The following is a 23,533-nucleotide window of genomic DNA, read 5'->3' as shown; positions in this document are numbered from 1 at the left end:
GCGCGCGAGGCGGGGATCACAAGCGGTGCGTGATCAGACTTCGGAAGACAGAACCGGTTCCGGCACCGCGTCAGTTTGCGCTGCTTTGAAATGAGCGGCCAGCTGGTCAAAGACCGGCCCGCGTACGTCGGGCGCTTCCATCAGAACTTCGTGTTCGCCATCCGGGATTTCCACCAATGTGCCGCTAGGCCAGTTCGCCATGCGGGCGCGGATAGCCTTACGGTCGACAATCTGCTCATGGCTGCCCAGAAAGGTCAGACATGGCGTATCCGGAGCGGTCTGGTCCATCAACCAGGCACATTCATCCAATGCTTCGCGCAGCCAGATGGTCGAAGGCGCGCCAAGCGCCAGTTCGGGCTGTGCAACCAGTTGATCCTTCATCATTTGGAACATGTCCGGATCGCGAGTCAGTACATTCCCCTCGAACGGTTGGGAGGCCACATAGCTTTCCAATGACGTGGTCGGAGGGGTCTTTTCCCCCAACCCAATCCGCGGCCCCCAATAGGCTGTCAGACGGCTGAGCGGTTTCATGATCGGGGTAAAGAAAATGCCCCACATCGGTCCGGTAAAGGCACAGGCGGCAAAACAGTTCTTTTCCAAAGCCGCGCGCATACCAATAGCCCCGCCCATGGAATGTCCGATCACGAACCAAGGCTTCGGCAGGTTCAGTTCGGTTGCCAGGTCCAGCGTGGCCTGAACGTCCTGTTGATAGTCCGTGAACTGCTCGACATGCCCGACGCGCGGGTCATCCAGTAACCGGTCGGCCAGGCCCTGACCGCGCCAGTCGACAGCCAGAAACGCAAAGCCGCGATCCGTAAACTCGGTCGCGCAATTGCCGTACTTTTCGATATATTCGGTGCGGCCGGGAAACATCATCACCGTGCCGCAGGTACCGCCTTCGGGCAGCCAGTGGCCCACCCGAATGCGTGTGTTGTCCGCTGTGTTCAGCCAATGAGCCTGACCACCGGCGGGGACGCCGGCCATGTCTGCAAAGAAAGGGGCCGGCGACAGGTCCATCAGGCCAGTGCCGATGCCAGTTGCATAGCAACGCCCATGTCACCGTCCACGGTCAGCTTGCCTGACATGAACGCGCCGGTGGGGTTCAATTCACCGCTGAGTATTTGTTCGAACGTGTCCGCATCGGCGTTCATGGTGACGTCTGTTTCTTCGTCACTGACGCGCGCGCCGCTTGCGTCCAGAACGATTGAGCCCAGATCTGCTATGGCAAATTTTGCCGACGCGGTAAAATCGCCGCCCGACAGTTTTTCGTTCAATGCGGCTGCCGCTTTTTCCAGAGTGTCGCTCATGATTCTCCTCACTATGTTTGTGCGCCGGGAATGGACATCCGCGGGCGCAGCGCTACACTGAACGTTGTTATGAGCATTGCAAGCACCAATCTCAAAGGTATCGTCGCGGCAACAGCGCTTCTAGTCACGTTTTCCATTCCTTCTTTCGCCCAAACGGCGGATTCCAAGGATGAAGAACAGCTATTGTTGCAACTGTCGCAGGCAACCCCCGAACAGGCGATGAACATAGATCGTCAGCTCAAGGCGCTGTGGGCACAGTCTGGCTCGGCCTCGGCGGATCTGTTGCTTGAGCGCGGGCGCGAGGCATTAGAGGATGGCGACTCCCTGACCGCGATCCAGCATCTGACTGCGCTAACAGATCACGCGCCGCAATTCGCCGAAGCCTGGCACGTGCGGGCATCGGCCTTTTTTGGGATCGAACGTTTCGGTATGGCTGCGGCTGATCTGGAATACGCCCTGACGCTGAACCCCAACAACTACGAGGCTATCTACGGATTGGGACTGATTTTTGAGATCATCGATCGACCCGACAAAGCGCTGGACGCTTACGAGCGTGCTTTAGCTATACATCCCCATCACGAAGAAGTAACCAATGCCGTGAATCGACTGAAGCCCCGGGTCGAGGGCTCGGCCCTCTAATAAGTTGGGGCAGGGGGCAAAGGTGAGCGGGTCATCCCGAATCGTGGCCGTACTGGGCCCGACCAACACAGGTAAAACCCATTACGCGATCGAGCGGATGCTGGGGCACCGGACAGGTGTAATCGGCCTGCCGCTGCGTCTGCTGGCGCGCGAGGTCTATGACAAGATCGTCGCGATCCGCGGGCCGTCGGTCGTTGCCCTTGTCACGGGTGAAGAACGGATCGTTCCGCCGCGTGCTAAATACTGGGTCTGTACCGTTGAGGCGATGCCCGAAGGTATGGGCGCAGATTTTGTGGCCATCGACGAAATCCAGCTGTGCGCTGACCCCGAGCGCGGTCATGTATTTACTGATCGCCTGCTGCGGTCGCGAGGCACGAGTGAGACGTTGTTTCTGGGCGCTGACACCATGCGTGGGCCTATTGCAGCGCTGGTGCCAGAAGCGCAGTTTGTGCGCCGCGATCGCATGTCGCAACTGGTTTATTCCGGCTCGAAAAAGATCAGCCGCATGCCCGCGCGCAGTGCCATCGTCGGATTTTCGGTCGATAACGTCTATGCCATTGCCGAGCTTCTGCGCCGCCAAAAGGGTGGGGCAGCGGTGGTCATGGGTGCTCTTAGCCCGCGCACCCGGAATGCGCAGGTCGAGCTGTACCAGAATGGTGAGGTGGACTACCTCGTTGCAACCGACGCCATCGGTATGGGTTTGAACCTTGATGTGAACCACGTGGCGTTTTCGTCTCTGACCAAGTTTGACGGCCGGCGTATGCGGCTTCTGGCGCCCAATGAACTGGCCCAGATCGCAGGCCGGGCAGGGCGCGGGATGTCGGATGGCACCTTTGGCGTGACCGGTGAAGCCCCACCGCTGGACGACGGGGTGGCGCAGGCGATCATGGACAGCCGGTTCACGCCGATGAAAAAGCTGAATTGGCGAAATGCCGCTTTGCGATTTGGCTCGGTTGAGGCCCTTATCGACTCGCTTGAGGTTAGCCCTGACAGCGAACATCTGATCAAGGCCCGACCCGCAGACGACCTGAACGCACTGAAATCGCTGTCTCAGGATGCCGAGGTTATCGCCCGTGCCAGCGATGGCTCTTCCGTCCGATTGCTGTGGGATGTGTGCCGAATCCCCGATTTTCGCGGTATCAGCCACGCGGAGCACGCCAGCCTGCTTGAGGTGATCTATGGTCATCTGCATGAACGCGGCGCTATCCCTGACGAGTTCATGGCGCGGCAAATCCGCCGCATCGACAAAACAGATGGGGATATTGATGCACTGTCCAAAAGGTTGGCATATATTCGCACCTGGACATATGTTGCGCAACGAAACGGATGGGTGCGTGACGAATCACATTGGCGCGCGGAAACGCGCATTGTAGAAGACAGGCTGTCGGACGCTCTGCATGATCGTTTGACTCAGAGATTTGTGGACCGGCGCACGTCAGTGTTGTTGCGCCGGCTCAAACAGAAGGAGGCCCTTTTGGCCGAAGTAAATGACAAGGGTGAAGTGACCGTCGAAGGAGAATTCGTCGGTCGTCTGGAAGGGTTCCGGTTTACCCCGGACAAAAGCGCACAGGGAACCGAGGCGAAAGCTTTGAAATCGGCCTCTCTGCAAGCACTCGCACCGCAATTCCATCTGCGTGCAGACCGCTTCTACAACGCGCCCGATACCGAAATTGATTTTACCGATCAGGGTGGCCTGATGTGGGGCGAGTATGCTGTTGGCAAGTTGGTTGCCGGGGCAGAGCCTCTCAAGCCGATGGTCGAGGTTTTTGTGGATGAGGCCGCAGGCCCGGATGTCGAACAGAAAGTGCAGCGCCGTTTGCAGCACTTCATCGACCGCAAGGTTGCGGCGTTGTTCGAGCCGCTGCTGAACCTGTCGCGCGATGAAGAGTTGTCAGGTCTGGCCAAAGGGTTCGCCTTCCGCATGGTTGAAGGGCTGGGCGTTCTGCCCCGCGCAGGTGTTGCGCAAGAGGTCAAAGATCTGGATCAGGACGCCCGTGGAGCCCTGCGCAAGCACGGTATCCGGTTTGGTCAGTTCACAATCTTCATGCCGCTTCTGCTGAAACCCGCGCCTACGCGTTTGCGTCTGGTTCTTTGGGCGCTGGCCGGTGGATTGCAGGAATTCCCTGACGCGCCGCCTCCGGGTCTGGTCACTGTTCCGGTCGCCAAAGGTGCGCCCGAGGGCTACGATACCATGTGCGGTTACCGCGATGCCGGTGAGCGTTCGATCCGCATCGACATGCTGGAACGTCTGGCAGACATGCTGCGTGCCGAAGACAGCCGGGGTGGTTTCGAGGCCAAGCCCGATATGCTGTCGATCACCGGCATGACGCTTGAGCAGTTCGCGGATCTGATGCAAGGGCTGGGCTACAAGGCCGAGCGCGGTGAGCGAGAGAAGGTCAAAGCCGCACCGGTCGAGGTCGAAAAGCCCGCGACTGACGTTACGGAACAGCCTGCCGCCGAAGAAACCCCGGCGCCCGAGGCAGAAGGCGAAGAGGTCGTTGCGACCGCCGAGGCGCCAGCCGAGGCCACCGAAAGCACCGAGGCGGTAGCCGAGGCTCCGGCAACCGAACCCGCCTCAGATGAGACCGAAGTTGAGGTGTTCTACACTTTCACCTGGGGTCGTCAGCGTCCAGCCAATCGCGCTCCGCGTCGTGAACAGCGGCAAGGGCAGGGGCCGGGCAAAGGCAAACCGCGCGGCAAACCGCAGGATGGTCGCGGCAAACCGCAGGGCAAGAAGGGTGGCAAACCGCAAGGTGGCAAGACCTTCTCGTCCCGTCCACCCCGGAAGGAAAAGGCGATCGATCCCGATAACCCGTTTGCAGCAGCGCTTATGGGTTTGAAGGACGGCAACTGATCCGCGATGGCCGAGGCCAAGCTGCGGATCGACAAATGGTTGTGGCAGGCGCGGTTCTTCAAGACCCGCAGCCTGGCCGCCAAACAGGTCAGCGGCGGTCATGTCCGATTGAACGGAAACCGGGTTCTGAAGCCGGCACAGGCCATTGGGCCCGGTGACGTTCTGACCTTCCCCCAAGGCCGTATCGTGCGCGTAGTACGCGTCGAAGCACTGGGGGAAAGGCGTGGCCCGGCGTCCGAGGCACAAACGTTATACTTCGATATGACGGAAAAGAAGGACGTGCCTCCTAAGAATCCGGGATTTGAGGGAAAGGGTCGTCCAACAAAGAAAGATAGGCGCGCGCTTGATCTTTCTCGCCCCCGGGATGGTTGATCCTACCTTGAAGAGAAGGCCAGACTGAATTAGCTAGACGCCCAAACCGAGAATGGGAATCCCACAATGACCTATGTCGTCACCGAAAACTGCATTGGCTGCAAATACACCGACTGCGTCGAAGTGTGTCCGGTGGATTGTTTTTACGAAGGTGAGAACACATTGGTCATTCACCCGGACGAATGCATCGACTGTGGTGTGTGTGAACCCGAATGCCCTGCGGACGCCATTCGTCCCGACACTGAGCCTGGAATGGAGCAGTGGGTCGAGTTCAACCGAAAATTCTCGGAACAGTGGCCGGTTATCGTGACCAAGAAAGACCCCTTGCCTGAAGCGGAAGAGCGTGACGGCGAAGAGGGCAAAATGGAGAAGTATTTCTCCGAAGCACCCGGTGAAGGCGGTTAAGCGATTCGGTAACTGAACCGGGTGGTTTGAATAGCGGTCTTCTGCTGTATCGCTTTGAAAAGTCTGGGGTTTCTTCACCATTGTGGGGGGCGGACTTTCGGGTGTCGCAATTTTGTGATATACTCAGAAACTGAATGATGAATGAGATGGGGATGACTCCGTAAGTATGTACGCTTTGGAGTTCTGATTTTTTGACAAACTTACCGCCTGACCGGACCAGATGTTGGCACGGTTTGGGGTCTTTTGTTGTCTCTGCCTCTCTCTTGTAACCAAGGATGAACCTGTATGTCTAAGTCGAAAAAGCTTGAGTTCCGCCCGAACGATTATGTTGTCTACCCCGCCCATGGTGTGGGCCAGATCATCTCGATCGAAGAGCAGGAAGTCGCGGGATACTCGCTCGAGCTGTTCGTCATTTCTTTTGAAAAAGACAAGATGACCCTGCGGGTGCCGACCAACAAGGTTACCGAATCCGGCTTGCGGTCCCTCAGCTCACCTGACGTTATCAGCCAGGCGATGAGAACCCTGAAGGGTAAGGCCAAGGTGAAACGTGCGATGTGGTCGCGCCGGGCGCAAGAATATGAACAAAAGATCAATTCCGGTGATCTGATCTCGATCGCCGAGGTTGTGCGCGATCTGCACCGCACTGATGACCAGCGCGAGCAGAGCTATTCTGAACGTCAGCTGTACGAAGCCGCGCTGGAACGCCTGACCCGCGAAGTCGCGGCTGTGTCCGGCGCAGTGGAAGTATCGGCGGCTAAGCAGATTGATGAGGTTCTGACCTCGCGCGCGGCCGCGGCTGCCTGATCGCTTCTCCAGTCAATTTTCTGGCCGCTCCCGAAAGGGGGCGGCTTTTTCGTGTTGATGGCTTGGTGAAAGCTCAGTTTACGGCTAATTTTCCAGCAAGAAGAGGCGCGTAGACAGTGAACCTAAAACAGACAGTTAAATATCTATATATCGGCCACGACCCCATTTCCGTCTGGTTTCGCTATGGCTTGATCCTGTTTGATGCGATCACCATCGTTTTCTTTGTCGCCACAGCAAATGGCGAACACGGCACGGGATTCACCGTTGCCAGCCTGATCATTGGGTTCTTCATCGTGCTGGATTTTTCGGCGCGGATGTGGATTTCGAAAGATCGCTGGAAGCTGCTGCGCCAAGTCTACACGATGGCCGACATTGTAGTGATCGTTTCGCTGTTTCTTGATCTGTTTCTACCGTGGAATCTGGCGTTCCTGCGTATCTTACGAGCGCTACGTCTGATCCATTCCTATCACCTGCTAAGGGATCTGCGACGGGACAGCGATTTTTTCCGGACGCATGAGGACGCAGTGATCGCGGCGATCAACCTGTTGGTGTTTGTGTTCGCCACGTCCACCGCTGTTTTGGTGTTCTTCATCCCAGAAAACAGCCCGCACGCCTATATCGATGCGCTTTACTTCACCATGGCAACCCTGACGACCACCGGGTTCGGAGACATTACGCTGGCGACCCCGGGGGGCAAACTGTTTTCGGTCTTCATCATGATCGTCGGCGTGGCGTTGTTTGTCCGGTTGGCACAGGCAATTTTCATGCCGCAGAAAGTGCGTCACAAATGCTCCAACTGTGGCCTCTACCGTCATGACCCTGACGCAGTTCACTGCAAACACTGCGGCGAAACCCTGAGGATCGAAACAGGCGGGACGACTTAGAGCGTTGCAACCAATGCCATAAGGAACGCGAGTTCTGCCAGTTGTTGCGAGGCACCCAGAACATCGCCCGTTTGCCCTTTGATTTTGGTCTTGGCGACGAGTGCCAAGATTACAACGATCAGCGCGGAAAATACCGTTGCCATCAGCGCGCTTGGTCCAATCAGCAGCAGAGATAAGATGACCGCAAGGCCATAGCCGATCGCCGCTGTCTCGGTCTTTGTGCCGCCGACGGAATGGCTCAACCCGCTTTTTCTGGCATTGGGTAAAGCTGCCATGAGGATGGGCATGACTGCGCGTGAGATGATGCAGGCCGCCAGAATACCCGCATATGCGTTGGCCGACAGAAGCGCGGCGATCAGCGCGACGCGCAGCAGTTGGGTAAAGATCAGGGTTAGAACGCCGTAAGCACCGATATGGCTGTCCTTCATGATTTCCAGGCGGCGTTCGGTGGTGAACCCGCCCCAAAACCCGTCAACCGTGTCCGCAAGCCCGTCTTCATGCATCGCGCCAGTTGCGATCACCAGCACCGCCACAAGTATCACGGCGCTGGCGAACGCGGGCAGGCCGAATGCACCGGCCGCCCAACCGACGGTACAGGCCAACGCCCCAACGACCAGCCCCACCAGGGGAAAGGCCCAGGCCGCATTGGCCTGCCGCGCAAACAGATATTCCGGTAGGCGTGGCATCGGCAGACGCGTCAACAGGACCAGCGACAGCGGAAAATCCCACGCGGAAAACAGTTTGGTGTCGTTTTTGTTCACTCCCGCGCCTTTCGGGGTCTTGTTGGATCGGACGCTTCGGTTAAACACACAGGACCACTCTGATGCAACGAGGCTTTGGATGCTGCCGGAATTAAAAGACCTGAATACCCTTCGCGAGGCCCTGAGTAACGCTCCGGGACCGGATGGAAATGCGCTGCAAGGTGCTGCCGAGCGCAACGGACAACTGACTAAACCCCCCGGCGCATTGGGCCGGCTTGAGGATTTGGCAATTTGGTATGCGGGCTGGCGTGGGGATGCCCGGCCGCAGATCTCTGCCCCTCAGGTAATCGTATTTGCGGGCAATCATGGCGTCACAGCGCAAGGTGTATCCGCCTTTCCGCCGGAAGTGACCGTGCAGATGGTCATGAACTTTGAACATGGCGGTGCGGCGATCAATCAGCTGGCCAAAGCAGCGGGTGCGACCATGAATGTGCACGCGCTGGATCTGGATCGGCCCACGGCGGATTTCACCGCGGGCCCCGCGATGTCCGAAGAAGAATTGCTTGAGGCCCTGCGCGTGGGCTGGACCGCCGTGGACCACAATGCCGATTTGCTTGTGGTTGGAGAGATGGGTATCGGCAACACGACACCGGCGGCTGCCATCGCATGCGCTTTGTTCGGTGGCGACGCCGCAGACTGGACCGGGCGTGGCACTGGGGTAGACGATGCCGGTTTGGCTAACAAAACACGCGTCGTGGCTGAAGGCGTGGCCCTGCACGCCGGTTCCGGCGACGGACTGGAAATTTTGCGCCGTCTGGGCGGGCGTGAAATCGCGGCTATGGCCGGGGCCATCGCCGCTGCGCGGGCGTTGCGCATTCCGGTCATTCTTGACGGCTTTATTTGTTCGGCGGCTGCAGCCTGTCTGGCAGGCGTGGCCGAAGGTGCCTTAGATCACACGGTCGCAGGCCACCAAAGCGCCGAAGGTGCCCACACAGCCGTATTGGCCAAATTGGGTAAAGAGCCGCTGTTGAGCCTTGGGTTGCGCCTGGGCGAAGCTTCTGGCGGAGCGCTGGCCATCAACATTCTCAAAAGTGCCGTCGCGTGCCATTCCGGAATGGCGACATTTGCCGAAGCAGGTGTTTCGGACGGTTGATCGAGCAGCCTGATCCGGCAAGACCGCGTCAGGCTGATTTCTTTGCGTGTTTCTCGGCCAGTTCCAACAGCTCGGTTTCCAGGTCTTTCTCAAGCTGCCGCGCCCGCTCGATGTACTTCTTGTTGTCAGCGGTTGGCATTCCGGGAATCCACAGCTCTGCCAGATCACGCACAGAGGCGCGGTCGTGGTGATAGAATGTCTGCTCGGCCTGCGCCGCCTCATATTCGCTCAGACCTACGTTTTCTAAAACATAGCGGCCGGCTCGCAGTGACCCGTCGAACATCTCGCGGACAATGTCATTCGCTCCGGCCTGATACAACTGGTAGACATGGGTACGATCACGTGCGCGGGCCACAATATGCAGATCCGGGCGTTGACGCCGGGCGAAGCCAACCAACCGCGTGACCTGCTTGGGGTCATCCATCGCAGCGACCAGAACAGAAGCTTTTTCAAGCCCGGCGGCACGCAACAGTTCTGGCCGCGTGGGGTCACCCAAAAACCCTTTGACGCCGAACCGGCGCATCAACTGGATTGTCTCGATATCGTGGTCCAGAACGACGGTTTTGAAGCCGCTGGCGCGAACAAGCCGGTTAACGATCTGACCAAAACGACCAATCCCGGCGATGATGACAGGGCCTTTCTCGTCGATTTCATCGGGTTCGACTTCCGCGGCGCCATCGCCCATACGGCGCGACATCAGATCATAGATGATGAACAACAGCGGGGTGATCAGCATTGTCAAGGCGATGATCATCAGCAGTTTTTGCGACAAATCCGGTGGGATGACGTTTTGCTGCGTTGAGAAAGCCAACAGCACAAAGCCGAATTCGCCTGCCTGCGCCAGACCCAATGTGAACAACCAGTGATCCCGACCACGCAACCGGAACGCGCGGCCAACCAGAAACAGGATGATGCCCTTTGCCAGTATGACCAGCAGTGCCAGACCAATCAGATCAAGCGGGTCGTTGAAAAAGTAGCCGACATCAATCCCGGCACCAACCGTGATGAAGAACAGGCCCAGGAACAGGCCTTTGAACGGCTCAAGGTCGCTTTCCATTTCGTGCCGGAATTCCGAGCTGGCCAGTACAACACCCGCCAGAAACGCGCCCAGAGCAGGGGAGAGCCCGACTAGTGTCATCAGGAAGGAAATGCCCACGACGATCATCAACGCTAGCGCCGTATACATTTCGCGCAACCGGGTTGCGTGGATGAAGCGGAACAGTGGGCGCGTCAGGTAGATACCGGCCAAAATGACAAAGGCAACCGCGCCGATGGTGACCAGCGTAACAGCCCAGCCAGGCAAACCTTCGACCAGTGACAAGCTGTGATGGCCCGCGTCATGGAGTGCGTCCGCGCCGCGATCGATAGATCCGTCGCTTTCGATATGAGGCATGGCAGGCAGCGCCAAAAGCGGCAGCATTGCCAGAATGGGAATGACGGCTATGTCCTGTGTCAACAGGACCGAAAACGTCGCTCGCCCGCCATTGGTCTGCATCAGCCCCTTTTCCGAGAGGGTCTGCAGCACAATAGCGGTTGAGGACAGTGATAAGGTCAACCCGACGGCCAGGGCGACCGACCAGGGGTGATTTGCATACATGGCCACTGCAGCGATGACTGCGGTGGAAAGCAACACCTGCAGGCCGCCTAAACCCAGAAGCCGGTCTCGCATGTCCCACAAAGCGCGCGGCTCAAGCTCTAGCCCGATCAGGAACAGCATCATGACCACACCGAATTCCGCTACATGCTGCAGGCTTTCGGTCTCGGCCCCCACAAGACCGAAGACAGGGCCGATGACGATGCCAGCGGCCAGATAACCCAGAACAGAACCCAACCCCAGACGTGCCGACAAGGGCACTGCAATCACGGCGGCAGCCAGATAGATCGAAGCCTGGTAAAGGAAATCGTCCATGTTTGTCCTCTCGGCCCGGTCAGGTGGGCAATGGCGCGTCGCGTTTAAGTTGGTCCATCACGATCTGGCTGTGCACCCGTGCCACTGCAGGATGCGGCAGTATCACCTGGTGAAGCAAGCGGTTGAGCGCGGAAAGATCGTCGCAATAGACGTGCAGCAGGTAATCTGCCTCTCCCGTCATCGTCCAGGCGCTGGTGATTTCTGGGCGGGTGTTGACCATGCGAGCAAAGCTCTCGGATTGTTCCGGGCCATGAGTGCCCAAATGCACCTGAATGAACCCTTGGACCTGCAGACCAAGTTTTAGGGGATCCAGCCGTGCCGCATATCCGGTGATATAGCCTTCGGCCTCAAGCCGCTGACGGCGTCGCCCGGCCTGGCTTGGTGACAGGTTCAGCATTTCACCCAATTGATGCGCGGTCAGATGTGCGTCCTTTTGCAAGGCAGACAGCAGACGCGTATCGGTGGAATCCAGCATATGCGGAATTTCTCCAAAATTTCCCAAGTTCATGCGTGATTTACGCATATGATCATAGTTTACACGAAAACTATGCGCAGAAACAGCGCTTGGTAAGGCGTATTTTGGAATCAGCAAAGAAATTCCTGTTTTTACGGAGACGCGCCATGGGTCCTTTCCCGCACAACGCCCCGAAATCTGTCATCAGCCCTGAAAATCCAGCCGGAACCGATGGGTTTGAATTTGTCGAATTCGCCCACCCTGAGCCGCAAGAACTGCGCGACCTTTTCGCCAAAATGGGGTTCGAGTTGGTCGGACACCACACGGACAAGCCACTGGTTGAGCTGTGGCAGCAGGGGGACGTGACCTACATCCTGAATGCCGACCCGGAGAGCTTTGCCGCTAAGTTCGTGGCAGAACACGGCCCCTGTGCCCCTGCGATGGGATGGCGTGTCGTGGACGCGCAGAAAGCCTATGAACACGCGGTGTCAAAAGGCGCTGAACCTTATGACGCGGCGGACAAGACCATGGAGGCCCCAGCGATCAAGGGTATTGGCGGTTCGCTGATCTATTTCATCGATCAGTATTATGAAACATCGCCTTACAATCAGGAATTCACCTGGAACAAACAGTCCAAACCGCGCGGCGATGGGTTCTATTACCTCGATCACCTGACGCACAACGTCTACAAGGGCAACATGGATAAGTGGTTCAAATTCTACGAGAGCCTGTTTAACTTCCGCGAAATCCGCTTTTTTGACATTCAGGGTAAATTCACTGGCCTGTTTAGCCGCGCGCTGACATCGCCTTGTGGTCGTATTCGTATTCCGATCAACGAAGACCGGGGCGAAACCGGGCAGATCGTATCATACCTCAAGAAGTACAAGGGTGAAGGTATTCAGCATATCGCGGTGGGTAGTGAAGATATTTACGCCTCGACCGATGCGATTGCGGAAAAGGGCCTGAAGTTTATGCCGGGTCCGAACCAGGCCTATTACGACATGTCTAAGGAACGTGTCGTGGATCATGATGAACCTCTGGACCGGATGATCAAGCACGGCATCCTGATCGATGGCGAGGGCGTGCTGGACGGTGGCGAGACCCGGATCTTGCTGCAAATCTTCTCAAAAACCGTGATCGGTCCGATCTTTTTCGAGTTCATTCAGCGCAAAGGCGATGATGGGTTTGGTGAAGGGAACTTTAAGGCCCTGTTCGAATCCATCGAACGCGAGCAGATCGAAAGCGGTGAAATTTCAGCTGCTTAACGGCGTAAAGTAATTCACCAAAGGGCGGTCGGGGATATCCCTCGACCGCCTTTGCTTTTTGAACCGTCAGCTTCGCGGCATTTTCAACGTCAGGTTTCTTCCGCGCTTTTGGTATCGCAATTCGCTGTCGCCAATGGCGATAACATTGCCGCCGTCCAGCCTGTCTCCGACTTTCAGTTTTTTGTACCGACCACTGGGCAACCGGACCAGCGCGCGCCGGTTGGCCGGGGTCCCGTAAACCCCAATCAAGTTCAGCTTGCGCAGATTGAGCGCATTGTCGATGGTCGCCTGCCGCGCCACCGAGGCGGTCGACGGGATTTTCGGTGCCACGGCCTTTGGTTGGAAAGAACCAGCTTCGTCCGAGCTTTGATCGACCGCTGCAGTCGATCCAAGATTGGCGGTGCTTGTGTTTGTACTGGCCGGGCGGGCAAGTCCGGCTGGTCGTGTTTTGGGGCGCGGAACGCGGACAACAGCCAAAGCCGTCGGCGTTTCGTCGATTTGAGGGCTGCTTTGCAGGGACTTGGGGCGCAGTTTCGGACGCAGAACCGCCAGTTCTTCGCGTGTGCGTCCGCCAAGTTGTTGCCGTTCAAAGCTTTCCAGCAAATTGGCGGGACGTGGATTTGGCCTTTTCTGCGCTAAGCGGGCTGTAGGATCTTCCTCAATCGGCTCTTGTTCGAACCGAACCGGAACTGCCGGGGGAACCTTGGCGGGCCGGCCAAGGTAAACGACCACTCCGTCGGGGTTCAGGGTTCCTTCGGCTGAAGGCGTGACGAGGCCGCGTTCGTCCAGTTCGTACTGGACTCCGGCCTGCGCGGGCAGGGCGTTTTGCTCAAACGGTAGGTCAGTTTCGAAGCTGCTGACGGGGGGCAGCGCCACCGCGTCCCGCGACAACTCAGTGCTGTCCAGGGATGCCAGATACAGGTCCTCTGCCGATTCCAGGACCGGATCGGGTAAAGGATCAGGAGCAAAGATCTCGATGCCCACCTGCGACGGGATTTCTATGGGCTCAGCCACTTGTCCCACCGGTTCAACTTGGGTCGGTGCCACATTCAGCGCTTCGAGGATTGCAGCATCGGTCGCGCTGAGATCAGCGGCGGTTTCTTCAACAGGTTCGGTTTGCGGCTCTTCCTCTGGCGCGGTTGCGGCCGCCTCAGGCTCGAATCCAAGCTCCGGATCGTCGTCAACCTCCTGTGTTTCGGCGATCTGCTCGTCAGGTGTGGGGTTTGGCACAGTTTCTTCAATCGAAACCGCCTCGGCTACTGAGGGTTCGGGGTCGTCAGATCCGGTCAACGACCACACGGTCAGGGCAATACCGGCAACGAGAGCGGCTGCCGCAGCTGGAACGGCGTAGCGGTTGATTGGGTGTGTGGCTTTCGTTTCGGCAGCAATGTTCGCGTGGGGCGCTGAACGAAACTCTGGTGGGATCTCGGTATCAGCGATCGCGTGAATGGCAGGGCCATCATGTTCTTTGGCGGGTTCTTCGCCCTCACCGGGCTCCACCGCCGCGGTCGCATTGGGCGCGGAAGGAAGCTCCGTTTGGGGCTCGGTAAAAGCGATTGCCCGATCGGCGGCAGCTTCATTTTCCTTTGCGATCTCCTCTACCTCAAACGTTTCCACTGCACCGACCGTGTCGGGGGCTGAAGGAAACTCTGTCGAGGTCTCGGAATCTGCAGTCGTGTTTGCGATAGCTTCTTCATCAGTTTTGGCAGAATCCTCAACCTCGAACGGTTCCGCCGCAACGACTGTGCCGTGGGTATCGATCTCGAACCGAGGTTCGGACGGAAATCCCTGACCTTCGATCGGGGTTGAATACTGCACCGGAACAAACCCGTGCTCGGCGGCAAATGTCCGGGCCTCATCCAGGGTTTGCCTCGCGACAGCGGCAATATGGGTTGTCGGACCGACGGTTGCGGTGTCGAAGGCGAGCTCATCCAGCGCATAGGGAGTTGCCTCGGTCAGTTCCGCCCGCACTTTTTCAGCGCTTTCCTCGGGGCTTAGGCCCTCTGTTGATACGGACAAAAATCGTACCTGATCCGCTGGTATCACCAGCTTGCAGTTCAGGTCGTTTTCAAGGGCAAAGCCCTGATCCCGCAATGCGATGATCTGCGTATTCAGGTCGGGCGCATCCAGAGCAACCTCGCCAATGCAGTACCAGTCACCATCCGAATGGTGGTGCAAGGATATTCCGGTCGAAGAAAAAGACAGCGCAAAGGCGGGTTTCATAATCCGGAAAAACCATAGTTGTCAGCATCTGTGCAAACGATCATTCGCCCGCAGAGCGACATTAAAGCAGGATCCCGCCGAGGGAAAGAAAAAGCCGGTCTTTCCCCTTGTTCGGCAGACCCCCGCCACCCCATGTTGGAAGAAAGAAAATTGGAGGGAAGACCTTGAATAAAATCGCTTTTCTAGCTGCAGTTCTGACGATGTCAGTTGCGGGCATGACCCATGCGGAAGAACGTCGCATCACCGTTGACGCGGCGGGAACCGTGCAGGCCGCGCCTGATATGGCGACTATTACTCTGGGCGTGACCAATGAAGACGGGCAGGCCTCAAACGCGATGAAGGCCACTTCGGAATCGGTGTCTCAGGTCCTGAGCCGGTTGCAGGAACTTGGGATCGAAACGCGTGATGTGCAGACCCGCGATGTGTCTTTGTCGCCGGTTTGGAACAACCGGAACAGCGCCAGCGGAGATCGACCCGAGATTTCCGGTTTTGTCGCCTCGAACCGAGTCGTAGTACGTGTGCGTGACCTGTCGCAGCTTGGTACGATCATGGACTCGGTTATCCAGGATGGAGCCAATGATTTTGGCGGGTTGAGCTTTGGCGTGCAGGATCCGAAACCGTTGCAAGCGCAGGCGCGGGCCAACGCTGTGGCCGAAGCGACCGCCAAGGCCGAGCAGTTGGCACAGGCGGCTAACGTGACACTCGGACCAGTTCAAGAGATCAGCGAACAGGTCGGTGGCGCGCGCGCCGTGGCCATGATGCGGGAATTCAGCGCTGCGGATGCAGGTGGTGTAGCGGTCGCAGGTGGCGAGGTGTCCGTTTCGGTCACCGTCACAATGGAATTCGAAATCTCTGAGTAACCTCAGACGCTTGCGCGGGCCTTCAAAGGTTGCCTTTGTTGGCCCGTCTGGTCAAAGTTGTCCGGCGAGAGCCAATCCTCAAAGGCGCTGCGGATGCGGGGCCATTCGCTGTCGAGGATGGAATACCACGCCGTATCCCGGTTGCGACCTTTGTAATGGGTGGCCTGTCGGAAAATACCTTCAAAGGTAAAGCCCAAACGCTCGGCCGCGCGACAGGACGGCGCGTTCAGCGCGTCGCACTTCCATTCGTAACGGCGATAGCCCAACTCATCGAACACGCGCCGCATCATCAGGAACATAGTCTCGGTCGATTGCGGGCTACGCTGCAATAAGGGTGAGAAGTGGATGTGTCCCACCTCGATCGCACCCGCCGCCGGGTCAATCCGCAGAAATGAAGCCATACCCACCGGCGTTTCGTTGCTATCCAGTACCGTGTGGAACATCGGATCGGAATCCATGCAGGTCTCACGGGTCCAATCCTCAAACTCGCGTTCGCCGTCGAACGGTCCATAGGCAAGGTAGGTCCAGTTGTGGCCATCCGTGTCGTTGGCAAACGCCCGGAATAACCCGGGCGCATGCCTATTCACATCAAGCGGGACAACGGAACAATATCGGCCCTCCATCGGCGTGTAAGGTGGTGTCGGGCGAGGGAAATCGCCCGTTACCGGCAATCCGATGGGTTGGCCCAGATCATTGGTGTTGTGCCCGCTCATGGATTAGGCCGACGCTTTGGCCAGCGCCTGATCAAGATCGGCGATCAGGTCATCTGCGTCTTCGATACCAATGGACACCCGCACAACGCCGGGGCCAGCGCCCGCGGCCTCTTGCTGTTCTGGGGTCAGCTGCCGGTGCGTGGTCGAAGCCGAGTGAATGATTAGCGACCGTGCATCACCCAGGTTGGCCACGTGGCTGAAAATCTCAAGCGCGTTGACCAGCTTGATACAGGCGTCATAGCCGCCTTTGACCGCGAAGGTGAACAAGGCACCCGCGCCCTTCTTGTAGTGCGCTTTGACCCTGTCACTGTAGGGCGAAGACGGCAGCCCAGCATAAGTGACGTATTCCACGCGGTCATCTGCCTCGAGCCATGCGGCGATCTTTTGAGCGTTTTCGACGTGACGCTCCATCCGCAAAGACAGGGTCTCGATCCCCATCAGCGTATAGTGTGCCGCCTGCGGGTTCATTGTCATGCCCAGATCACGCAGGCCAATGGCAATCCCGTGGAAAGTGAAGGCCAGAGGGCCAAACGTCTCATGGAACTTCAGGCCGTGATACGCCTGCTCCGGCTCACTGAGAGAGGGGAACTTATCATTTGCCGACCAGTCGAATTTGCCCGAATCCACGATGCAGCCGCCGGTGACAGTGCCGTTGCCGGTCAGGTATTTGGTGGTCGAGTGCACGACCAGAGTCGCGCCGTGTTCGATCGGGCGGCACAGGTATGGCGTGGCCGAGGTGTTGTCGACGATCAGCGGAATGCCCGCAGCGTCAGACACATCCGCCAGCGCGCGGATGTCAGTGACATAGCCGCCGGGGTTGGCAATGGATTCGCAGAACACCGCACGGGTGTTTTCGTCGATTGCGTCTTTCACGGCGTCCAGATCATCGGTGTCGACAAACTTGGCAGACCAGCCAAAGCGTTTGATGGTCTGGCTGAACTGCGTGACCGTGCCGCCATAGAGGCGCGTCGAGGCGACCACATTGCAGCCCGGACCCATCAGCGGGAACAGCGCCATTATCTGTGCTGCGTGACCTGACGAGCAGCAAACCGCGCCGACGCCGCCTTCCAGCGTGGCGACACGTTCCTGCAGAACGGCCACGGTGGGGTTGGTCAAGCGGGAATAGATGAAACCAACTTCTTGCAGGTTGAACAGGGCGGCCGCGTGATCCGCGTCGCGGAACACATAGGCTGTCGTCTGATAAATCGGTGTCTGACGCGCGCCAGTTGCAGGATCGGGTCGGGCGCCCGCGTGAATTTGAAGCGTATCAAAACCGTAGGTGGGGCCGTCAGACATCTTGGAAATCTCCTGTTGGAAAGTGCGTTGCTGAATCTCTAGGCGATTGGGCGCGCGCAGACAACATTCCTGTCAGCGCATCCAAAGACCATTCTTGCGTATCGTGTTGCGAATAACCTGCTCGCGTTTGGGAAGGTTCTCGCGGTCGAACATGTCCCTGATCTTGTGACCTTTGCGCTGCAGAACCAGCTTCTTGATCGGGTCATATCCCTTGAGGACCTTCTTGACCCGGTTTGGCGCAACCACGGTTTCCAGCACCGCGACAGCGTGATCGCTTTCACGGGCGTAGAGCAGGGGGAACAGGCGGTAATGACAGCTGACCGATCCGTCCAGAAGACCTGCGGGCAGGGCATCGCGACCGCCGCCGAACGAGTGGATAACCAGCGGCAGTGCAGCCTGATCCAGCCAGGGGTCAAAATTCTGTCCTGCCATCTCGGGGATTTCGCCGTCGCGGATCGTGCAGGCATAGTCCAGAAAGCGCTTTCCGAAGGTGTGAGGGCAGGAATGAAAGAAATACCCGGCATTGAAGTACAGATAGCGCCGCCAGTAATCCACCGGTTGGCTGGTATCCAGCGAGCTGTCGAAATCCAGTCCGAACCTTTGATAAAGCGCCTTCCAGATCCCATCCAGTCCAGGACCATACAAGGTTGGTTTGGGCCAGGTTCCTTCGACCCTTAGCGATGCGCCGGGGCGGTCAAAGTCGAAGGGGACGCTGGTCAGATCGCCGGTGATCAGTGTGTCACTGTCGAAAAACACAAAGGGCTCACCCTCGGGCATGGCCAGCAAAGCTTCGATCTTGTTGCCATAAGGGTAACTGGCGCCAAATACTTTGTTTTCGAACGGCAAGATCTCGGCATCCAGCTGACGGAGTGCTTTCAGCAGATCCTCGTTCTGGATGGTAGGGTCCTGCGGCCAGCGTGGACCGGGTTGTGGAACAGCCACGAACAGTCGACCGGAAAAATCAGGGCTGCTGTGCCGCAGCGAGGCGGCAAACAAAAGGGCTTCGTATTGCAGACGGTTGTTTTGCCCGATGATAACGATGTTGAATTTCGGGGCGCTGGCCTGCATCCGGTGACTTTCAGTACTTGTGGGTGCCGTGGTCCGGCGCTGCTCGGGTTTCTTGTCGGACGTACAGTATGCAGGCGCGCCCGTCAAAACCAGATGCGATGCGTGCAATTTGAAAAATGTCGGCGCAATCCCATGTTAGGGACACGTCCCCGTTCAGGAGTGCCCCCATGAGGATCAACGCAGATTTCACCAAACGTGTTGCAGTTCATTTCGACCAGAATGAATGGATCGCGTCACCCGCCGCCGGTGTCGAACGCAAGATGCTGGATCGCATCGGCGAGGAGGTTGCCCGCGCAACGACAATCGTCCGTTTCGCTCCGGGCAGCGCATTTTCGGCCCACACCCATGACGGGGGAGAAGAATACTTGGTTCTGGACGGCGTTTTTCAGGACGAAACCGGAGATTTCCCGGTCGGCAGTTATGTGAGAAACCCTCCGACCTCGTCGCACACACCTTCGGCTAAAGAGGGGGCGACGATCTTGGTGAAGCTGCATCAGTTTGACCCGGATGATCGGACAGAGGTACGCCGCTCGATCAATGGTCAGGGGAATACTCAACTGTTCAAAGACGCGCATGAGGATGTCCGCGTGTTCAATCTTGCGGCGGGCGAGGCGTTGGATCTGGACGCGTCGCACGGAATGGAGCTGTTTGTGATCGAAGGCTCGCTGAGGGAATCTGACGAGGATTTCACGACCTGGGACTGGCTGAGGTTGCCTCCGGGCGCGCGATCTACCGCCGTGGCGGGTGCTTCGGGAGCGCGTGTTTGGACGAAAACAGGGCATTTGGCTCAGATGGTCTGATACGTTCGCTGCAAGAAAAACAGGCAGAAACAAAGGAAAACCGGGTCGATTGGTCCGGTTTTTTCATTTTTTGACCATTTGGCAAATTTTACCATTTGATAAAAAATTACTTTGTGGCAAGCTGAGGCCACAACAAACATATCTACAGGGAGTAGAGTGATGGCACAGGGCCAGATTGCCCCCGGCATTGTCTCCGGGCGGCTGTCCAGCGATGAGCTGACCTCGAATTTCACGGATTTGCATCCGCCACTGGCCCCCCATGAGGCCGCCGTGGCAGCGGATCGGTGCTATTTTTGTTACGACGCACCATGCGTCACAGCCTGTCCGACAGACATCGACATTCCGCTGTTCATGCGCCAGATTCAGGCTGGTCAGCCCGAAGCGGCGGGTGAGACCATTTTGGCGCAGAACATTCTGGGCGGCATGTGCGCCCGCGTTTGCCCGACTGAAACGCTGTGCGAAGAAGTCTGCGTGCGCGAAACCGCCGAAGGTTCACCGGTCGAAATCGGTCGTCTTCAGCGCTATGCAACAGACAGTGTGATGGTTGGCGGGAGTCATCCGTTCCAACGGGCCGCACCAACCGGCAAAACAGTTGCCGTAATCGGGGCAGGACCTGCGGGTCTGGCCTGTGCGCACCGCTTGGCCATGTTTGGGCATGACGTGGTGATCCACGAAAGCCGCCCCAAACCGGGTGGGCTGAACGAATACGGGATCGCAGCGTATAAATCGACCAACGATTTTGCTCAGGCCGAAGTCGACTGGCTGCTGAAAATCGGCGGAATCTCGATTGAGACCGGTTCAGTTCTGGGCGAGGGGATCTCGCTGAAAGGGCTAGCCGAGAACTATGATGCAGTGTTTCTGTCTATTGGTCTTGCCGGGGTGAATGCCTTGCGCGCCGACGGGGTGGAAAAAGATGGTGTTCGCTTTGCAGTGGATTTCATTTCGGACGTGCGTCAGGCCTCTGATCTGGTTGATTTGCCCGTGGGTCGCAACGTGGTCGTCATCGGCGGCGGCATGACTGCAGTGGACGCTGCGGTGAAGTCGAAACTGTTGGGTGCCGAACATGTCACCATTGCCTATCGCCGTGGACGCGACGCAATGGGGGCCAGCCGGTACGAACAGGACCTCGCAGCCTCGCACGGCGTCAAGATCATGACCAATGTGCAACCTGTGGCCATCCATGGAAACGGGGCCGCGGTCGAGATCGAGTTGGAGTATACTGCCAGCCACGACGGTCAGCTTTCGGGCACCGGGGAAATGATCCGCTTGCCTGCAGATCAGGTCCTCAAGGCCATTGGCCAAAAGCTGGACGGCGCGCCGGAAGGGCTGAAGCTCGACGGCAACAAGATTGCTGTGTCTGGTGCCGGGCGTACCTCGATGGCGGGTGTCTGGGCTGGGGGCGACTGTGCGGCGGGAGGCGAAGACCTGACCGTTACCGCAGTGGCCGAGGGCCGTGATGCCGCGATGGACATCCACGCAACTCTGGTTTCGTGATAGGGTGGGGTATTCACCCCATTCCTTTCGCTGCTGAGGTATTCCCATGTCCCAGATCGAACAAGCCGTTGCCCTACACTATACCACCGGAGCCTTGACTGACCGCGTTCGCGCGGCGCTTGAGGCCAGTGGGATTGACCCGGACGCGGCCACTGTGGCCGATCTGAAGGCGGGGGATGAGTTCCACACCGGCGGCGTTCTGGCGACAGACAACCTGTTTGCGCAATTGTCACCGACCCACGCGACCCGTGTGCTGGATGTTGGCTGCGGCATCGGTGGGACGTCGCGGTACATCGTGGATCGTTATGACTCAACGGTGACCGGGGTCGACCTGACACCGGAGTTTGTCGAAACGGCCACGGCTTTGAGTCAGATTGTCGGTCATTCCGAAAAGACGAGTTTTCTGGTGGGCAGCGCGCTGGACATGCCTGTGCCGGATGCAGGCTTCGATCTTGCTGTCATGATGCATGTCGGGATGAACATCGAAAACAAGGCTGGCCTTTTCACGGAAGTGTCGCGCGCGCTGGCCTGGGATGGGACCTTTGCCCTGTTTGATGTGATGGGTGGGGAAGTTGCCGAGCCACTGGCCTATCCTTTGCCATGGTCGATTGTCGCCGAGACATCTTTTGTTGATGCGCCAGAGGTTTACAAAGACGCCGCCGCAGCGGCGGGCTTCGAATTGGTCACCGAGACGGACCGGACCGACTTCGCGCTGACCTTTTTCGAAGAGGTGTTTGCGCGCATCGCCGAAAGCGGCCCGCCGCCCTTGGGCATCCACCTGATGATGGGCGAGACGGCGCCTGAAAAGTTTCAAAACTACGTCACGAACCTCAAGGCCGGGCGCATTCGTCCGACCGAAATGATATTCAAGAAAACCGGCTGAGCCGGGAAGGGAGAAGCCATGGCCGATCTGACAACAAACTTTCTGGGCATTTCCAGCCCCAATCCTTACTGGCTCGCCTCGGCGCCGCCGACAGACAAGGAATACAATGTGCGCCGCGCATTCGAGGCCGGGTGGGGCGGTGTCGTCTGGAAAACGCTCGGGTCCGAGGGGCCGCCGGTCGTAAACGTGAACGGGCCGCGCTACGGCGCGATCTATGGCGCGGATCGCCGCCTGTTGGGTCTCAACAACATCGAACTGATCACCGACCGCCCGCTTGAGGTGAACCTTGAAGAAATGGCCCGGGTTAAGGCGGACTATCCAGATCGCGCGCTGATCGCGTCGATCATGGTGCCCTGCGAGGAAGAGGCCTGGAAAGCAATCCTGCCGCGTGTCGAAGAAACCGGCGCGGACGGGATCGAGCTGAACTTTGGCTGCCCGCACGGGATGAGCGAGCGTGGCATGGGCGCAGCCGTAGGGCAGGTGCCGGAATATATCGAGATGGTCACCCGCTGGTGCAAGAAATACTATGACCGGCCCGTGATCGTGAAGCTGACGCCAAACATCACTGATGTTCGCAAGCCTGCCGAGGCGGCGAAAAACGGTGGCGCGGATGCGGTGTCACTGATCAACACGATCAATTCGATCACCAGCGTTGATTTGGACACGTTCAGCCCGGAACCATCGATTGATGGCAAGGGCAGCCACGGTGGGTATTGTGGCCCGGCGGTCAAGCCAATTGCCCTGTCGATGGTATCCGAGATCGCCCGCGCCGAAGCCACCCATGGCTTGCCGATTTCCGGCATTGGCGGCGTGACCACATGGCGCGATGCGGCAGAGTTCATGTCTCTGGGCTGTGGAAACGTCCAGGTGTGTACTGCAGCTATGACTTACGGCTTTAAGATCATCGACGAACTGACTGCAGGTCTGTCCAAGTGGATGGACGAAAAAGGGTACACAAACGTGTCCGAGTTTGTCGGTCGTGCCGTTCCGAACGTGACTGACTGGCAGTATCTGAACCTAAACTACGTGGCCAAGGCCAAGATCGATCAGGACCAGTGCATCAAATGCGGTCGCTGCTATGCCGCGTGCGAAGACACCAGCCACCAGGCGATTTCCATGTCCGATGATCGGGTATTCGAGGTCATGGATGACGAATGCGTCGCCTGTAACTTGTGCGTAGACGTGTGCCCAGTGGATGGATGTATCTCAATGGTGCCAATGGCCGCGGGCGAGGTTGATCCGCGTACAGGGCAGGAAGTTCAGCCGGAATATGCGAATTGGACGACCCATCCAAACAACCCGATGGCCAAAGCTGCCGAGTAATTTGGTTGCTAAAAACAAGAAGGGGCCCCAAAGCGTGGGCCCCTTACTAATTGTGCTGTTGACCACGTGGATGGCTGTTATTGCCCCAACTGAACAGTGTCTCCAAAGACCCGCAGCTTCATCTCG

At 58.0% G+C, this 23,533-nt stretch carries 22 protein-coding genes; 13 read left to right on the top strand and 9 right to left on the bottom strand.

Annotated elements, in window-relative coordinates; translation table 11 throughout:
- Positions 1 to 33: 33 nt before the first annotated feature.
- Together AC2FI9_RS06570 and AC2FI9_RS06565 are read right to left on the bottom strand one after the other, a co-directional pair.
- On the bottom strand, positions 34 to 1,017 hold the full coding sequence (locus AC2FI9_RS06570) for an alpha/beta fold hydrolase (RefSeq protein WP_496766761.1): 984 nt from the start codon (positions 1,015 to 1,017) through the stop codon (positions 34 to 36).
- Positions 1,017 to 1,307, bottom strand: coding sequence for an SCP2 sterol-binding domain-containing protein (locus AC2FI9_RS06565; protein ID WP_058273875.1), 291 nt, complete (start codon positions 1,305 to 1,307; stop codon positions 1,017 to 1,019). The genes AC2FI9_RS06570 and AC2FI9_RS06565 overlap by 1 nt, the downstream gene beginning before the upstream one ends.
- Positions 1,308 to 1,376: 69 nt before the next feature.
- Here AC2FI9_RS06565 and AC2FI9_RS06560 point away from each other — a divergent pair, with 69 nt between their 5' ends.
- The 6 genes from AC2FI9_RS06560 (at position 1,377) to AC2FI9_RS06535 (ending at position 7,265) form a co-directional block, all read left to right on the top strand.
- Entirely contained in the window at positions 1,377 to 1,946 is a 570-nt protein-coding gene (locus AC2FI9_RS06560; RefSeq protein WP_496766758.1) for a tetratricopeptide repeat protein, read from the top strand.
- Positions 1,947 to 1,968: 22 nt separating this feature from the next.
- Entirely contained in the window at positions 1,969 to 4,800 is a 2,832-nt protein-coding gene (locus tag AC2FI9_RS06555; RefSeq protein ID WP_496766756.1) for a helicase-related protein, read from the top strand.
- A 6-nt stretch (positions 4,801 to 4,806) separates the two neighbouring features.
- Positions 4,807 to 5,172, top strand: coding sequence for an RNA-binding S4 domain-containing protein (locus AC2FI9_RS06550; protein ID WP_496738733.1), 366 nt, complete (start codon positions 4,807 to 4,809; stop codon positions 5,170 to 5,172).
- 66 nt (positions 5,173 to 5,238) lie between these two features.
- Positions 5,239 to 5,577, top strand: coding sequence for a ferredoxin FdxA (fdxA, locus tag AC2FI9_RS06545; RefSeq protein WP_058273871.1), 339 nt, complete (start codon positions 5,239 to 5,241; stop codon positions 5,575 to 5,577).
- A gap of 285 nt (positions 5,578 to 5,862) precedes the next feature.
- Positions 5,863 to 6,381, top strand: a complete 519-nt coding sequence (locus AC2FI9_RS06540; protein WP_496766754.1) for a CarD family transcriptional regulator — start codon at positions 5,863 to 5,865, stop codon at positions 6,379 to 6,381.
- A gap of 116 nt (positions 6,382 to 6,497) precedes the next feature.
- A complete protein-coding gene (locus AC2FI9_RS06535) occupies positions 6,498 to 7,265 on the top strand; it encodes a potassium channel family protein (RefSeq protein WP_058277667.1) in 768 nt (255 codons plus the stop codon).
- Here AC2FI9_RS06535 and cobS read toward each other — a convergent pair.
- A complete protein-coding gene (gene cobS, locus AC2FI9_RS06530) occupies positions 7,262 to 8,026 on the bottom strand; it encodes an adenosylcobinamide-GDP ribazoletransferase (RefSeq protein WP_496766752.1) in 765 nt (254 codons plus the stop codon). The two genes, AC2FI9_RS06535 and cobS, sit on opposite strands and share 4 nt — an antisense overlap.
- Before the next feature lie 79 nt (positions 8,027 to 8,105).
- Between cobS and cobT the strand changes: the two genes are divergently transcribed.
- Positions 8,106 to 9,119, top strand: a complete 1,014-nt coding sequence (cobT, locus tag AC2FI9_RS06525; protein WP_496766749.1) for a nicotinate-nucleotide--dimethylbenzimidazole phosphoribosyltransferase — start codon at positions 8,106 to 8,108, stop codon at positions 9,117 to 9,119.
- Positions 9,120 to 9,147: 28 nt separating this feature from the next.
- Here cobT and AC2FI9_RS06520 read toward each other — a convergent pair whose 3' ends face one another.
- Together AC2FI9_RS06520 and AC2FI9_RS06515 are read right to left on the bottom strand one after the other, a co-directional pair.
- Positions 9,148 to 11,028, bottom strand: a complete 1,881-nt coding sequence (locus tag AC2FI9_RS06520; RefSeq protein ID WP_496722288.1) for a monovalent cation:proton antiporter-2 (CPA2) family protein — start codon at positions 11,026 to 11,028, stop codon at positions 9,148 to 9,150.
- A 19-nt stretch (positions 11,029 to 11,047) separates the two neighbouring features.
- Positions 11,048 to 11,503 carry an Lrp/AsnC family transcriptional regulator gene (locus AC2FI9_RS06515; protein WP_239337826.1) on the bottom strand — a complete coding sequence of 152 codons (456 nt, stop codon included), beginning with the start codon at positions 11,501 to 11,503 and terminating at the stop codon, positions 11,048 to 11,050.
- A 146-nt stretch (positions 11,504 to 11,649) separates the two neighbouring features.
- Here AC2FI9_RS06515 and hppD point away from each other — a divergent pair, with 146 nt between their 5' ends.
- Positions 11,650 to 12,747 (top strand): 4-hydroxyphenylpyruvate dioxygenase, encoded by a 1,098-nt coding sequence (hppD, locus tag AC2FI9_RS06510; RefSeq protein WP_496766746.1) that lies wholly within the window; start codon positions 11,650 to 11,652, stop codon positions 12,745 to 12,747.
- 66 nt (positions 12,748 to 12,813) lie between these two features.
- Here hppD and AC2FI9_RS06505 read toward each other — a convergent pair whose 3' ends face one another.
- A complete protein-coding gene (locus tag AC2FI9_RS06505; protein ID WP_496766742.1) occupies positions 12,814 to 14,970 on the bottom strand; it encodes a hypothetical protein in 2,157 nt (718 codons plus the stop codon).
- Between the two features lie 164 nt (positions 14,971 to 15,134).
- Between AC2FI9_RS06505 and AC2FI9_RS06500 the strand changes: the two genes are divergently transcribed.
- On the top strand, positions 15,135 to 15,830 hold the full coding sequence (locus tag AC2FI9_RS06500; protein WP_496766740.1) for an SIMPL domain-containing protein: 696 nt from the start codon (positions 15,135 to 15,137) through the stop codon (positions 15,828 to 15,830).
- Positions 15,831 to 15,832: 2 nt separating this feature from the next.
- On the opposite strand, the gene AC2FI9_RS06495 is transcribed toward AC2FI9_RS06500, so the two are convergent.
- The 3 genes from AC2FI9_RS06495 to AC2FI9_RS06485 form a co-directional block, all read right to left on the bottom strand.
- Positions 15,833 to 16,543, bottom strand: a complete 711-nt coding sequence (locus tag AC2FI9_RS06495) for a GNAT family N-acetyltransferase (protein WP_496766738.1) — start codon at positions 16,541 to 16,543, stop codon at positions 15,833 to 15,835.
- 3 nt (positions 16,544 to 16,546) lie between these two features.
- Complete coding sequence (locus AC2FI9_RS06490; protein WP_282150981.1) at positions 16,547 to 17,839, bottom strand: O-acetylhomoserine aminocarboxypropyltransferase/cysteine synthase family protein; 1,293 nt, start codon at positions 17,837 to 17,839, stop codon at positions 16,547 to 16,549.
- Positions 17,840 to 17,911: 72 nt separating this feature from the next.
- The gene (locus AC2FI9_RS06485) at positions 17,912 to 18,907 is read right to left on the bottom strand and encodes a GT-B fold glycosyltransferase domain-containing protein (RefSeq protein ID WP_496766736.1); all 996 of its coding nucleotides are present in this window, start codon (positions 18,905 to 18,907) and stop codon (positions 17,912 to 17,914) included.
- A 167-nt stretch (positions 18,908 to 19,074) separates the two neighbouring features.
- On the opposite strand from AC2FI9_RS06485, the gene AC2FI9_RS06480 reads away from it, so the two are divergent.
- From AC2FI9_RS06480 to preA, 4 genes are all read left to right on the top strand, one after another.
- Positions 19,075 to 19,707 (top strand): cupin domain-containing protein, encoded by a 633-nt coding sequence (locus tag AC2FI9_RS06480; RefSeq protein WP_496719995.1) that lies wholly within the window; start codon positions 19,075 to 19,077, stop codon positions 19,705 to 19,707.
- A 159-nt stretch (positions 19,708 to 19,866) separates the two neighbouring features.
- Entirely contained in the window at positions 19,867 to 21,201 is a 1,335-nt protein-coding gene (locus tag AC2FI9_RS06475; RefSeq protein WP_496766734.1) for an NAD(P)-dependent oxidoreductase, read from the top strand.
- A 46-nt stretch (positions 21,202 to 21,247) separates the two neighbouring features.
- Positions 21,248 to 22,084, top strand: coding sequence for a methyltransferase domain-containing protein (locus AC2FI9_RS06470; RefSeq protein ID WP_496766732.1), 837 nt, complete (start codon positions 21,248 to 21,250; stop codon positions 22,082 to 22,084).
- A gap of 18 nt (positions 22,085 to 22,102) precedes the next feature.
- A complete protein-coding gene (gene preA / locus AC2FI9_RS06465) occupies positions 22,103 to 23,407 on the top strand; it encodes an NAD-dependent dihydropyrimidine dehydrogenase subunit PreA (RefSeq protein WP_496766730.1) in 1,305 nt (434 codons plus the stop codon).
- Positions 23,408 to 23,533: the final 126 nt, after the last annotated feature.

It is taken from the genome of Ruegeria sp. CDSA246, from assembly GCF_059611225.1.
Note: the sequence above shows the minus strand (reverse complement) of the source record. Positions and strands in the feature narration are given on the sequence as shown.

Excerpts from the sequence above, each read along its gene's own strand:
- AC2FI9_RS06570 (WP_496766761.1), bottom strand. The coding sequence starts at position 1,017 with ATGGACCTGTCGCCGGCCCCTTTCTTTGCAGACATGGCCGGCGTCCCC.
- AC2FI9_RS06565 (WP_058273875.1), bottom strand. The coding sequence starts at position 1,307 with ATGAGCGACACTCTGGAAAAAGCGGCAGCCGCATTGAACGAAAAACTG.
- AC2FI9_RS06560 (WP_496766758.1), top strand. The coding sequence starts at position 1,377 with ATGAGCATTGCAAGCACCAATCTCAAAGGTATCGTCGCGGCAACAGCG.
- AC2FI9_RS06550 (WP_496738733.1), top strand. The coding sequence starts at position 4,807 with ATGGCCGAGGCCAAGCTGCGGATCGACAAATGGTTGTGGCAGGCGCGG.
- fdxA (WP_058273871.1), top strand. The coding sequence starts at position 5,239 with ATGACCTATGTCGTCACCGAAAACTGCATTGGCTGCAAATACACCGAC.
- AC2FI9_RS06540 (WP_496766754.1), top strand. The coding sequence starts at position 5,863 with ATGTCTAAGTCGAAAAAGCTTGAGTTCCGCCCGAACGATTATGTTGTC.
- cobT (WP_496766749.1), top strand. The coding sequence starts at position 8,106 with ATGCTGCCGGAATTAAAAGACCTGAATACCCTTCGCGAGGCCCTGAGT.
- AC2FI9_RS06520 (WP_496722288.1), bottom strand. The coding sequence starts at position 11,028 with ATGGACGATTTCCTTTACCAGGCTTCGATCTATCTGGCTGCCGCCGTG.
- AC2FI9_RS06515 (WP_239337826.1), bottom strand. The coding sequence starts at position 11,503 with ATGCTGGATTCCACCGATACGCGTCTGCTGTCTGCCTTGCAAAAGGAC.
- hppD (WP_496766746.1), top strand. The coding sequence starts at position 11,650 with ATGGGTCCTTTCCCGCACAACGCCCCGAAATCTGTCATCAGCCCTGAA.
- AC2FI9_RS06505 (WP_496766742.1), bottom strand. The coding sequence starts at position 14,970 with ATGAAACCCGCCTTTGCGCTGTCTTTTTCTTCGACCGGAATATCCTTG.
- AC2FI9_RS06495 (WP_496766738.1), bottom strand. The coding sequence starts at position 16,543 with ATGAGCGGGCACAACACCAATGATCTGGGCCAACCCATCGGATTGCCG.
- AC2FI9_RS06490 (WP_282150981.1), bottom strand. The coding sequence starts at position 17,839 with ATGTCTGACGGCCCCACCTACGGTTTTGATACGCTTCAAATTCACGCG.
- AC2FI9_RS06485 (WP_496766736.1), bottom strand. The coding sequence starts at position 18,907 with ATGCAGGCCAGCGCCCCGAAATTCAACATCGTTATCATCGGGCAAAAC.
- AC2FI9_RS06480 (WP_496719995.1), top strand. The coding sequence starts at position 19,075 with ATGAGGATCAACGCAGATTTCACCAAACGTGTTGCAGTTCATTTCGAC.
- AC2FI9_RS06475 (WP_496766734.1), top strand. The coding sequence starts at position 19,867 with ATGGCACAGGGCCAGATTGCCCCCGGCATTGTCTCCGGGCGGCTGTCC.
- AC2FI9_RS06470 (WP_496766732.1), top strand. The coding sequence starts at position 21,248 with ATGTCCCAGATCGAACAAGCCGTTGCCCTACACTATACCACCGGAGCC.
- preA (WP_496766730.1), top strand. The coding sequence starts at position 22,103 with ATGGCCGATCTGACAACAAACTTTCTGGGCATTTCCAGCCCCAATCCT.